The sequence below is a fragment of the Anaerobacillus sp. ABR4_321 genome (assembly GCF_056158505.1).
Genome location: NZ_JBSWTK010000001.1, coordinates 978,915 through 991,841, shown reverse-complemented (window position 1 = coordinate 991,841; position 12,927 = coordinate 978,915). Strand labels below are relative to the sequence as shown.

General features: G+C 41.6%; 12 protein-coding genes. All 12 read right to left on the bottom strand.

The window, feature by feature from the left end:
• Positions 1–23: 23 nt before the first annotated feature.
• The 12 genes from sat to ACXADT_RS05315 all read right to left on the bottom strand — a co-directional run bounded on the left by sat (position 24) and on the right by ACXADT_RS05315 (position 12,720).
• Positions 24–1,205 carry a sulfate adenylyltransferase gene (gene sat, locus ACXADT_RS05370; RefSeq protein WP_474833503.1) on the bottom strand — a complete coding sequence of 394 codons (1,182 nt, stop codon included), beginning with the start codon at positions 1,203–1,205 and terminating at the stop codon, positions 24–26.
• Between the two features lie 60 nt (positions 1,206–1,265).
• Entirely contained in the window at positions 1,266–2,117 is an 852-nt protein-coding gene (locus ACXADT_RS05365) for a sulfotransferase domain-containing protein (RefSeq protein ID WP_474833501.1), read from the bottom strand.
• Between the two features lie 14 nt (positions 2,118–2,131).
• On the bottom strand, positions 2,132–3,526 hold the full coding sequence (locus ACXADT_RS05360) for an oligosaccharide flippase family protein (RefSeq protein ID WP_474833499.1): 1,395 nt from the start codon (positions 3,524–3,526) through the stop codon (positions 2,132–2,134).
• A gap of 56 nt (positions 3,527–3,582) precedes the next feature.
• On the bottom strand, positions 3,583–4,887 hold the full coding sequence (locus tag ACXADT_RS05355) for a hypothetical protein (RefSeq protein WP_474833497.1): 1,305 nt from the start codon (positions 4,885–4,887) through the stop codon (positions 3,583–3,585).
• Positions 4,888–5,082: 195 nt separating this feature from the next.
• Positions 5,083–6,390: a glycosyl hydrolase family 28-related protein gene (locus tag ACXADT_RS05350; protein WP_474833496.1), complete on the bottom strand. Its 1,308-nt coding sequence runs from the start codon at positions 6,388–6,390 to the stop codon at positions 5,083–5,085.
• A gap of 42 nt (positions 6,391–6,432) precedes the next feature.
• Positions 6,433–7,371: a glycosyltransferase family 2 protein gene (locus ACXADT_RS05345; protein WP_474833494.1), complete on the bottom strand. Its 939-nt coding sequence runs from the start codon at positions 7,369–7,371 to the stop codon at positions 6,433–6,435.
• Between the two features lie 2 nt (positions 7,372–7,373).
• Positions 7,374–8,225, bottom strand: coding sequence for a dTDP-4-dehydrorhamnose reductase (rfbD, locus tag ACXADT_RS05340; protein ID WP_474833492.1), 852 nt, complete (start codon positions 8,223–8,225; stop codon positions 7,374–7,376).
• Positions 8,226–8,243: 18 nt separating this feature from the next.
• On the bottom strand, positions 8,244–8,996 hold the full coding sequence (locus ACXADT_RS05335) for a sugar phosphate nucleotidyltransferase (protein ID WP_474833491.1): 753 nt from the start codon (positions 8,994–8,996) through the stop codon (positions 8,244–8,246).
• A gap of 29 nt (positions 8,997–9,025) precedes the next feature.
• On the bottom strand, positions 9,026–9,703 hold the full coding sequence (locus ACXADT_RS05330; RefSeq protein WP_474833489.1) for a sugar transferase: 678 nt from the start codon (positions 9,701–9,703) through the stop codon (positions 9,026–9,028).
• A gap of 76 nt (positions 9,704–9,779) precedes the next feature.
• Complete coding sequence (locus ACXADT_RS05325; RefSeq protein ID WP_474833488.1) at positions 9,780–11,153, bottom strand: sugar phosphate nucleotidyltransferase; 1,374 nt, start codon at positions 11,151–11,153, stop codon at positions 9,780–9,782.
• Between the two features lie 138 nt (positions 11,154–11,291).
• Positions 11,292–11,984, bottom strand: a complete 693-nt coding sequence (locus ACXADT_RS05320; protein ID WP_474833487.1) for a CpsD/CapB family tyrosine-protein kinase — start codon at positions 11,982–11,984, stop codon at positions 11,292–11,294.
• Positions 11,959–12,720: a YveK family protein gene (locus ACXADT_RS05315; RefSeq protein WP_474833485.1), complete on the bottom strand. Its 762-nt coding sequence runs from the start codon at positions 12,718–12,720 to the stop codon at positions 11,959–11,961. Before ACXADT_RS05315 ends, ACXADT_RS05320 begins: the two co-directional genes overlap by 26 nt.
• Positions 12,721–12,927 lie beyond the last annotated feature (207 nt).

Sequence of the window (12,927 nt, the reverse complement as noted above, 5' to 3'; positions counted from 1 at the left end):
TGGATCATTTAGGACATCTGCAGCTATTCTTTCATCCCTTTGATCAATACCGCCGCAACTTCAGGTCTTGTGAATTCAGCCGGAGGAACGACGCCGTTTCGAAGCATTTCTCTTACCTTTGTGCCACTCAAATGGAGGCGATCCTCAGGGCCTGCAGGTGACGTTTTCGCGGTTGCCATCGTTTTCGTTTTCTTACAATAGAATGCGTGCTCAAATTTCAAGATTTCAATGCCGAGCTCTTCTTTGCTAAATTGGTTGAAGATCTCTTGTGCATCGTATGTTCCATAATAATCACCAACTCCGGCATGATCTCGTCCCACGATAAAGTGTGTACATCCGTAGTTCTTACGTACGACGGCGTGCAAGATCGCCTCACGTGGCCCGGCATATCTCATCGCTGCTGGGTAGATAACGAGTCTTGTGCGTTCCGTCGGAAAGTAATGCTTCAGAATGACTTCATAGCTTTCCATCCGAATCTCGGCAGAAATATCATCGCTTTTCGTTTCCCCAACAAGTGGATTTAAAAGAAGCCCGTCGACAATTTCCAAGGCGCACTTCTGGATATACTCATGCGCACGATGAACGGGATTACGTGTTTGAAACCCGACAACCGTTTTCCAGCCGAGGTCAGCGAACATCGCTCGCGTATCCATAGGATCGCTGTAATATTTCTCGAATTTATTGGTGTTTGGACGTTGAAGAAGCGTGATTGGACCTGCAAAATACACGTCACCCTTTTCATAAATTTTCTTAACTCCAGGATGGTTACCATCTGTTGTTCCATAGACATATTCTGCTTCCCGGTTTTTATCATACGTGTAGGCTTCCTGCAGTTGCAGCGTGCCATAAATCACTCCGTCGTCTCCTTTTAGCGCAATGTCTTCACCTACTTCAAATTTCTCTGCTTCTTCTTTTGTCACGGGAAGCGTAATCGGAATACTCCAGATCAATCCGTTTGATAGCCGCATGCTTTCAACAACACCTGCATAATCTTTCTGATTCATGAAGCCGTTCAAAGGGCTAAACCCACCGATTGCGATAAGTTCGAGGTCTGATAAGCTCCACTCTGAAAGTACGAGTGCATTCATACCTCTCGCTAATTCAAGGAGTTCGCTCTTTCTTTCGTCGGTAGCGATTCGATCAATCAGCACCCCTCCATGAGGAATACTCGTGAACGGTTCTACTTTTTCTCTTGTAATAGCCATTTTGTCGTCCTCCTAATAACTAGTTATCATTCTTTATTAAGAACAAGAAAAGCCACTCTCTTACCAGTCGCTATTCTGTTCATAGCCTAGCTCAACCAGTAGCTCCCCTGCCACATGCTTCATTTCCCTCTTATGTTGATCGGTGAATATGTTTTTCCACCCCCCTGCTTTTCCACTTCGAAACGTATGAGATTTTTCAGGCGAAATATTCTCAATGGCACTTTGGACCAGCTCATCCTCGTAATATTGAAGTGATGTCTTGCTCATGTAGAAGCGCATCATCTCACGGATTATGTCTTCTCGTTTCTCTGAAATTAAATCTTCAAACCTAACCGGAAAGACGTTTTCATGAAGAATCCATTCCTGATAGCGCGCAAAACGCTTTTGAATGTTTGGGTAAGGATACGGGAAATTCTCTTTTGCACCAAGGATGGAAAATGAGATTCGGTCTTCATCGGTTGGCAGGGCTTTAAAATACTTGTGAAGTCGGTGCCACCTGTTCATATGTGTTAAGTAATGAGATTCAGATACAACAACGTCTCGAGGATCTCTGTAGATGAAATAATGAACAATGTTTTTTTCCTCTATGATCGAGTGATATTCTTCGTTGTAGTAAAGATGAGCCGATACAAGTTCTGAAGGAATGCTTTGAGAGAGCATACGCTTAAGGAAAGATGGCTCTCTCTCTTGAAAAGGAATTGTAGGCGTCGTTGCGATGAATGCGCCGTAATTCTGGTATCCTGGAATCGCACTCAAAATCTGGGTCAAGAGGTGGGTACCACTTTTAGGAAATGAATTTGCTAGAATCGGCGGACAAAGTTGATAATCTTCCTCCTTCGCCTGCAGACCGTTGATCCTCCTTGGAACGCGATTGATCAACTTTTTAGACTTTCGATAAACAACGTTTTTCATGAATTCCTTCCCTCCTAAGATACCTTTTTATTGAGATGAGTCGTGTACAAGCCTTTCATTTTCACAACGGCTCCAACTAGATCAACATCCGCACGAATTGAGTGAACCCTTCTGACAATGAACCACATGAGCCACTGTGCGAGTGCATTCGCAATCAAATAGCCGGTCGCGACGCCTGCTCCGCCGTATAACTTCCCTAGTGTTATCCCCATTATGATTGAGAGAGCACCAGATAGAATCGTGATGATCATTAGCATATTCTGGCGTCCCGTCATGACCAGAATCGTCCCGCTCGCACCATTCCAAACGATAATCAGCTGCTTAATGCCGAGGATAACAAGAATAATCCAGCCGCTGCTGTAGTAATTTCCAAACACGATACCGAGGAGGGAAGACCCAAAAAGGATGAATGCTAGCAGGATCATAAGGGCTGGAAACCCTGCTCCTGTTGCTCCAAGCCTCAACATGCTTTCAAGCTGTTTCAATTTACCCTGCGCATGTTTCTCCGCGATCATCGGGGGTACAACGGCGTTGAAAATAATGAGCGGCATCCCTATGATTGCAACAAGCTTTGCCGCTGCCCCGTAGATTGCAACAGCTTCTTGGCCTCTAACAGCACCGATAATCCAAAGGTCTGATTGATTGAGAACGAACAAGCTGATATTGACGATTAGTAACGGCGTCGTCGTGTAGAGTATGGTCTTTGAAGTAAGCGAGCGCTTGTAATCGCCACCTTCAGAAAACTGTCGCTTAATCTTTCGAAGCTGCTTTCCTAAGAAGAGCGTTCCAGTTAAGCAACTGACAAGAAGTGCTACAATCATAAGCATAATCGTCGATGAAAGATTGATCGCAATCAGGCTGTACTTCGAGACGAGGAGCAGACAGGATATAAAGATTACGCTAGACATGAATCCTCCGAAGAGAGCGGCAAAGCGAATGTCCTGAAAACCTCGAAACGACTCTGCTATTAATCTCTGAAAAATGTTCACTGTAATCCAAAGCCCAACGAATAGGGAAAGAGCTGCGAGCTCCCCTGAATGAAAGACACTTCTTGCGATCCAACCGCCTGTCATGTAATAGAAAACGGCTATGAAGATGGAGCTTCCTAATGCGAGTAAGAACGAGAGTCGTAGAATGTAAAAGATGTTGCCTACTTTTTTCTGTCCGAGACTGCTTGCGATATAACGAACAACTGTCTGGTTTAACCCTAGCGTTCCGATCGTACTCCCTAGCATCACAACATTGAATGCGAGAAAGTAAACGCCGAGCTCAGCTGGGGTTAGCATCCGAGCAAGAATCGCATTGATCCCAATCGTGAAAAAGGCGGTCGATACTTTCCCGATAAATGCCCAGAACCCTCCTGACATCAGCTTTTGAAATAGGATTCGAGAAAAAGAATTCGTTGCCATAAGCATCATCACCGCTTTCAGTCCAGTTCCATACTATCTTCTCTACGAGTTTCCCATCATTGTCTTATCGGGCTGTTCTGATGCTTGCTGTATTGTGCCAGTGGATAGACAACCTGGCTTGCCTTTGTAGAGGCAGCTTGGTCTACCTTCTTTTTCTCAGGTTCTTTTACAAACAAAATCCCAAGTATTAAACATAAGTAAAAGGTGTGAGCTTGAAGCAATGCACCCGTTAAGATTGAATAGTTCACAAAGAGAACAACCGATAAAATTCTGTACATATTGTTATAGAAGAACGAGTAAATAATTAAGATACTAAATGGGATGCCTGCTAGGAGACCATACTCGATCAACAGTTTTATATAGGCATTCTCATGCGCATGCCACAGCCCTGAATCTTCACTAAAGGAGTATAAGATGCCACTGAACGTATCAAGTGTTCCTGGACCGTTACCAAGCAATATATTTTGAAGTGGGCTTATTTTCAAAAATTCGAAGTAGGCCAGATATGGTGCTACGAACCGGATGTAAGCTGAGCTCGTTGGACTAGTAAATTCCGCCGTTCGATCCGTCATAATGGCGCCATAGCCACTTTCAAAAAAGAAGTAAACAGGTACAAGGGCAAGAACAGCTAGAAAAATCACCTTCTTTATTCCTAATAAACGAATGATTGGGATTGCAGCGACGAGCAGGATGATCAATCCTGTCCCAGAGAAGCTGAACAAGTATCCGACTATAAACAGAAAGATGATTTTCATCCGTTTGAACACGAGAAATTCAATGACGATCGCCGTCGCGATGAACTTAGAATAAAAAGAAGGCTCTAACAAAAAGATTCCATTCGATTTAATGATTCTCGCACCATAGTACAACGGGTTATGCGTATTATAGTTCTCCATCATGAATTGAGGTGGAACGTATTCGAGCGGATCGAGAAATTGGAATCCGACTACCTGTAGCATAAACTGAACGATACCGATGACAGCGATGATCATGATGCAAAACTGGTAGCTTGATAAAAGAAAGGTAAAGCTGCTGTTGTCTTTGTAAATGAAGATGATAGGTAAGTAGAATGCTAATAAGTAGAATAAGGAAGTGAAACTAAAATCATTGCCAGCGAACATAGCCCAGAGACTTGAGATCAAAATGAACACGAGCGAGATGACGATGAGAATGAATTTCTTCGGATCAATAATTAACCGATTGTAGAAAAATAAGATCAAGATGATCGGAAGTCCCATGCAAAAAATTAGAGGGATTTTCATGGCTCCTACGGTTAAGGCAAGTCTCATACCGAAGATGAGCGTTATTAATAATAGAAGAATTAAAAACCTTTCAACCGTTAACGTCTTATGTTCATCCATATTTCTCTCCTTACTCGTTTAGTCAATGAGCAAAAGAACTCTCGATAGAACAACTTGTTCTTTTTAGAGAACTATATGATTCATTATAACCATATCTCCTACATATGGAAAGACCCTATGGAAAATAAAACAGAAAAGTTTGTATTTCATTTTGATAAAAAATAGACTGTCGCGGTGACAGCCTATTCTCTGTTCCTACTCAATCCTTACCCACTCATAAGAGCTGCCTTTGTTCATAAGAATGTAAAGCTCGTCCTGATCTCCCCTCTCAATGAGATACATCGTTCCTCTTAGCTCTTTAGACGGTGGCGGAAGCTCTGATCCTTGGTGAACCCCTAGCTTCTGATGATAGTTATCATCGTTGAATTTCTTTAGCACTGGAGAACCATCAGCATTTAGCTGTCCTACGATACCAGACTCTGTTACATCCCCATCGAATCGAGAAACGTCGATTGTGTTTTCCTCGCCTGACACCGTTTGAAAGATCGATGTATCTCCATCACCTACATTTTTCGTTCGTACTCCGTGATAGCCATCAACCGAAAGGCTTGCATTCCCATATACTTTGTAGATAGAAGCACTGTCGTGCACCTGATTGTTAATCATGCGATTGCCCATGATTTTTACGTTTGAGTTATTGATGTCATAGAAAGCGGATCCTTCCTGGTAAAGATCGGTTCCTTCAATGTGGGGACTAATCATCACGACGTTCCGGCATGTTCGAAATTTAAACGCAGACGTAATATTCGACCATTCCGCGTTCACTTGAATCAAAGTCAGTTCCCCTGTATTTTGAAAAACAAACGGAATGACTTCTTCTTCATACCTATTATCACGGAGACCATTATGGGTGTAGAAATTCTCTATTACGTTTCCAGAAAGACCTCCGCTGGAAGGTACAAAATGGATGGCGTTTTTCGCGTAGTTATACACGTAAATATTTCTCATGTTCACTGAGAAAGCGTTAAATACTTCGTCCTCTGATTCCTTAATATGAAAGCCACGATAGACCGAGATCAACCTAAGGTTTTCAAATACGGAATGCGCGACTCTTTCTTGAAATTCAATTGCGTTTCGGTTCTTATGCTCATCCTGGTTCCACCCTTCATACTGAAGAGCGAGATCTCGTATATCGTTATTCGCTCCCTTCATGATAAAAATTGGAGCATTTGCCTTACTAAGGATGGTGGAGTGCGTCATACCGACGCCGTGAATTTTTTTCTGAGAAATTTCTAAGGCCTCTGATATAACATACGTTCCTGCTGGAAAGAAGAGATAGTGGCTTTCTTCCAATGCTTTCTTGATTGCAGCCGTATCATCCGTTTTTCCGTCACCAGTAGCACCGTAATCCATCACATTGATCATACTCACCTCGTTAACTTCTTCTTTCGCACCAAGTGCTACTGAAGAGGTTAACTGTCCGGGTTCTTCTTTTGGTATTAACATGACGGTTAACACCACAAGAAGTATCAGGATTGTGGAAACTATCCCCCACTTTTTCATAAGCCCCTGCCCCCTCCTATCCAGCTGTCCTCCAGTATTCCATTACTGAAATCTTCCTGATTTTAATCTTAGAGCGTCTAAAGCTCCTCTAAAGATGAGTGAGCTCCGTATTCGCTTGCTATCCTGGTTCTTTACAAAGATGCGAAGATGATGCTTGATCACCTTCCAACCCATATTTAAAAAGGCAGTTATGATCACGATTCTCTTTTGCGTTTTCCGAATCATTAAGTACGAATTTCGTACGTTATAATATGCAAAAAACGGAGCAACACTTTTAGACTGTGTAGAACTGGATACTTTATGGTGAACGATTGATTCAGGAACAAAAAGAATCTTCCATCCTTTACTCGCTGCTCGTATGTTCCAATCTGTATCTTCGTAGTAGAGGAAATAATCTTCATCAAGATAGCCAACGCTTTCGAGGATCTCGCGACGGATCATAAGACTACAACCTACGATGAATTTGACTTCCTTTTTCTTGTCGTATTGCCCTTCATCTTTCTGCTTATATCCAATGTTATGGGTCGAACCTGCATAACGGTTCAACTGCCCGCCTGCAAACCAGAGAAGGTTTGTACCAGCAAAGTAAATTTTGGAGCCAACGATTCCAACACTCTCATCAGCTTCCATTTCGTTCACGAGCGGAGTAAGTACATCAGGTTCTACGGTTGTATCATTATTTAATAGCCAGATATAGTTGTATCCATCATCGTAGGCTTTCTTCATACCAACATTGTTGCCACCCGAAAAACCTAGATTGGCTCCTGACTGTAGGAGCGTAACATCAATGTTCAGTTGCCCCGATTCGATGAAGCTCTCCAGTTGCTCGTATGACCCATCCTGGGAATGGTTATCAACCACGTATACGTGAAAAGCATCGTATCTGACCTCATCGAGTGAGAGGAGGCATTCATACGTGTCTTCATAACTATTCCAGTTTATTAGAATAATCGCTACGGTTGGACTACTTTTGATATGCATGATTAACTCCTCACTTTTTTAGCAGATATACCAGAATGAAGGGCTTTTCTCCAATCTCGCAGCGGTCCGATACCTGCTCTAATCAATTCTGTTTGACCGAGAACGCTGTACCTTGGTCTGCTAGCGATTTGCTGTGTTGGTTCACCCCTAATGATCTCCGAATTAACATCAGCAATTGCCAGGATTTCTTCAGCTAACTCATACCTTGTACAAAACCCAGTATTCGTTACATGGTAGGTTCCATAACGACCAGATTTAATAAGCTCCACGATCGTGGTCACTAGGTCGTAAGAATAAGTTGGGCAGCTGATCTGATTATCAATAACGCTCACTTGCTCGTTGCCCCTGGCATTCTCAAGGAATCGCGTGACAAAATTTTGTTGATGCTCGCTAAAGACCCATGATGTTCGGACGATATAGTAGTTTGTTAAGATATCTTTGATGTATTGTTCTGCTACTAGCTTTGTTTTACCATATACGTTGATTGGGTTCGTATCATCGAACTCCTTATACGGTTCTCTATCTTCTCCATTAAACACGTAATTTGTACTGAGCTGTACGAGTACTGCCCCACTATCTTTAATCACTTCAGCTAGGTTTTTAACAGCATATGCATTCACTTCATAAGCAAGTTCAGGGTTGCTTTCAGCTCCATCTACATTCGTTATGGCAGCACAGTTAACGATAATATCCGGATTGATTTCTTCCATTAGACCCTTCATATTCTTGTAATTCGTAATGTCTAACTCACTTCTCGTTAGCGCAATCACTTTATATGGCGCATTCTTTAAAATTCGGACAAACTCTCTCCCCACCTGACCGCCAGCTCCAATGATCACCATCTTCTTCTTCAAGATACACCCTCACTTCTATCATTTAATCAATGCTGTTTCTCTAGCAAATAGCGGACTGAAGTCAACATCTTGAACAAGAGAATTTGCTTTCGTAAGAGAAGAATGTGTACCCGCATCAGTCCAATAGCCGTCAAGAGTGTTATAAGTAAGCGATCCTCTTGCAATGTATGCATTGTTTACGTCTGTTATTTCCAGTTCTCCCCTCCTAGAAGGCTTTAGCGTATCGATAATATCGAAAACACTTGAATCATACATATATATACCTGTTACAGCGTAGTTCGATTTAGGGGCTACAGGCTTTTCTTCAATGGAGGTTATCAAGTTTCCAGTCAGCTCAGGAACCCCGAAGCGCTCTGGATCTTCAACTCTTTTGATAAGGATTTTGGCACCATGCCTTTGTTTTTTGTAGCTGTTCACGTAGCTTGCAATATTATCCTCAAAAATATTGTCACCAAGAATGACCACCATCGACTCATCATGTACGAAAGTTTTTGCAAGGCCAAGTGCTTCCGCAATGCCTCCTGCCTCATCTTGAACACGGTACGTAAAGTTAACATCGAATGTCGCACCGCTTCCAAGAAGGTTCACAACGTCTCCCATATGATCCTTACCTGTGACGATCAATATATCTTCAATACCTGCTTCCTTCAGCTTGTAGATCGAGTGATAGATCATTGGATACTTTCCAACTGGCAGTAAATGCTTGTTCGTCACTTTTGTCAATGGAAATAGTCTCGTTCCTTTTCCGCCTGCAAGAATTATTCCTTTCATGTTTCCACCTCATTCATCAAATTTTCAAGCTAATATGCTCCACGTTTCTTAATGACTGCACTAACTGTGTTTACAAGAATCTTTAAATCTAGCAAAATCGATTGATGATAGACGTAATAGAGCTCAACATCCACGCGATCAGGGTATCCTACTGCACTTCTTCCGCTAATTTGCCAGTATCCTGTTACCCCCGGTTTCACTGATAGAAAGTGCTTCTTCCGTTCTCCATACTCAGCTAGCTCATCCTCTACAACTGGACGAGGTCCTACAAGACTCATCTCCCCCTTTAGCACATTGATGAGCTGAGGAAGTTCATCAATGCTCGTACGCCTTAGAAACCGCCCTAATCTAGTAATCCTCGGATCTTCGTTTGGTTCGAGCTTGTAATTATTCGATACATACTTCCTGTAGAGGGTCCTATTTGCCTTTAGTACTTCTTCTGCATTCCACACCATAGACCGGAACTTATAGATGGTAAAAATCTTCCCGTTCTTTCCATATCGCTTTTGTTTAAAGAAAACGGGGCCCCGATCAAATAGATAGAAACAAGTGATCAAAGCTAGTAATGGTGAGAGAATAAACAGCATGAATAAGGAAAAAATAATGTCTATGAGTCTTTTCGTTGTGTGGTAACCAGGTGATAACGCAACAGGCTCTTGCCGTAGGTTTTTAATTTTTTCATTGATTTCGTAGTTGGTTTTTGACATATAATCACCTTTCCACCATCAATTGTTCTTCGTACGATCTCCCTTCGTTCTTATTAAAGAACAAAAAGGTGAACTTTTATTTAACAGGTACACATTGCTCTTCAACTTCCTCCCAAGTTACACAAATCTGTTCCATATCCTCATCAACAAGACCAGGTCCAAACTGCACCTCAACAACCTCCATATCAGATAGGGCTTTTATTCCGTGTCTTGATCCGAGGGGGATCTGAAGTACATCTCCAGCATGTACCTTCTTGATTTCATCGTTAAAAGCAAATAGTCCCTCCCCTTTAATAATCGTCCAAACTTCGCTACGTCTCTCGTGCTTTTGGTAACTCACATTTTTGCCCTCTCGTATCCCCAACCTCTTTGTCAGTACCTCTTGACCGTCAGAGAATGTCATATGATCTAGAACTCGATAAGAACCCCAGCTCTGTTCTTCATATCTTGGTCTCTGACCCAAACCTTTTATGAGCTGCTTGACGTTAGGGCTTTGCTGTTTATCCGTTACTAAAATCCCATCAGGGCTTACAGCTACTACGGCATCTTTGATGCCGAGTACTGTGACAGGAATATCGAGTTCGTTAATAATATGAGTATTTGATGAGGATGTACACATTCTTCCGTACCCTAATTGCTTAGTAGACATTTCTTCTGTCAGCGTATTCCAAGTACCAAGGTCCTTCCAAGATCCACTATATGGCACAGCCACGATACGCTTCGCTTTTTCAACCACTTCATAGTCAAAGCTATTTTTCACGAGACGATGGTACTGCTTTGAAAGCTCATCATAATGGATAGGCAGCCCCTTTTCTTCAAGCATCGAAATAATATACTCAAGCTTGAATGCAAATACTCCGCAATTCCACAGAGCCTTTTGCTCTAGTAAAGCTTCCGCTTGCTGTGCTGAAGGCTTTTCTTTGAAATGACTAACAGTAAAATAAGGTACGGTCGCTTTACTTAAATCTGGGACGATGTATCCATACTTTTCAGATGGGTACGTAGGGTTCACTCCTAGTAAAGCAAGCTCAGCGTTAGATGATGTCAAAACGTTTTCTAGCTTTTGAACTCTTTGGAAAAAGTTATCATGTACATATGGATCAACCGGTAATACGCCTACAACCTCATTCAGACTTACACCTGCGATACTATAAAGGTAAGTGGAAGCAAGGGCAATCGCCGGAAAAGTATCTCTTCGATCAGGCTCAATAATTAATGGTACTTGACCCCCTAGCTGACTTTGAATCATATCCACCTGGCTTTTGCTAGTTGCGATATACGTTGATTCCTCTAAGTTGACTGACTGAAGTTGCTTCCATACTCTTTGTACCATCGATTCTAATTGCCCTTCTTGATTCTTTAACACTTTTAAAAACTGCTTAGAACGTGATTCATTCGATAGAGGCCATAGTCGTTTTCCAGAACCTCCCGATAAGAGTACAAGCTTCATGCAACCATCCCTTTCTTCACAAGTTTTATCTATATAAGAAAATCAGATATAGCTGCTTCAAGGACACTTGTTATTCATTATAAAGAACGACACCGAGTATACATCCCAATAAAAATCTTTATAACGAACAAAATGTCATCAGTTAGTCCCATAATAATAGAGCGATTTGCTACGGCGAAATTTCTTTCGATTTAATATGACGCCGAGGAGTTTTGACCTCGCATGTTCGATCGCTTCTTTCGCCTGTAACGCTGATTCTGTATCCGTTTTTCCTGAATTCACAACGAGAATTGAGCCTTGGCAACGATTCGCTAAGATCTGAGCATCAGATACAACGAGCACTGGTGGTGTATCGACTACAACGATGTCATAGTGATGTCGGGCTTCTTTCAGAAGTGCTTCCATTTGAGGAGATGCTAATAGCTCTGAGGGGTTAGGTGGTACTGGTCCGCTTGTTAAAATATCAAGATTAGGAATATCTGTTGTAATAATCGCTGACCTAAGCGAAAGTTGACCAGTTAAAACGTTCGTCAATCCCTTATAATTATTCTTTAAGAAATAGTAGTGAACGGAAGGTTTTCTTGTATCACCATCAATAATCAATACTTTTTTGTTCTGCTGTGCCATGACGATTGCGAGATTGGTAGTTGTTGTTGTTTTTCCTTCACCAGCACTTGCTGATGTAACCATAAAGGTTTGGATTGTCTCATTTATACAAGTGAATTGGATGTTCGTTCGAATGGTACGATATTGCTCTGAAATCGGAGACTTTGGATCGAGGTAAGTGATAAGCGATTGACGTCTATCATACTTTTGCCTGTTTTGATTCAATTGTTTTGCCCCCCATCTGCTTTCTTTTCATATTTGAAGTGTGGTTCGCCTTAATATGTTTCGTATCTTTAATTACAGTAATAGAACCAAGTGAAGGAAGGTTAAGCTTTTGTTCAATATCTGCCTCTGACTTAATCGAGGTATCGAAATACTCTCTCGTAAATGCTATCCCTATGCTCACAAAGAAGCCTGCAAGTCCTGCAATAATCATATTAAGAACTGGCTGGGGCTTAACTGGACTAGGATTTTCCTTCAGTTTCGCTGGAGAAAGGACACTAATATTGTCAATCTTCATGATATCAACGACTTTTTCTTGGAAAACAGCAGCAATGGAATTTGCAACCTGTACTGCTTCGGCTGGATTCTCACTTTCTACCGAGATCACTACGACTTGAGATTCGTCTTGGTTATGAACAGATACCCTGCTAAACAACCCTTCATAGCTCGCTTCAAGCTTCTCTTCGCTGATCACTGTCTCCAAAATGATAGGACTCTTAATAATAACGTTGAACGTATTGATAAGCTCTAAATTGGTCTTAACGTTGTTAATGTCAAACGGATTCTCTGAATCAGCTTGATTCACTAAAATTTGCGTTGAAGATTGGTAAACAGGTGTAATAAAAAAGATAGATACTACTCCACTTGCCACCACAGACAGAATTGAAATGATCATAATCATCACTATATTCTTCCGTATCATTCCATAAATGTCTCTTAAATTAAGTTTCTCTTCCATAATGCCCCTCCAATAATTCGATATAGATTACTAGAACCCTAAGTTTGTTCTTTTTTAAGAACATAAGTGTGTGAGGCTAGATTAATTTAAGCATAAAACTTTGTGCCTGAATATCCGACCGTTCTTTTTAATGAACTATAATTCTATTATATTGTTTCCTATATAAAACACAAGGGGTATTTGGAATATTTGGACAAATAAATCATG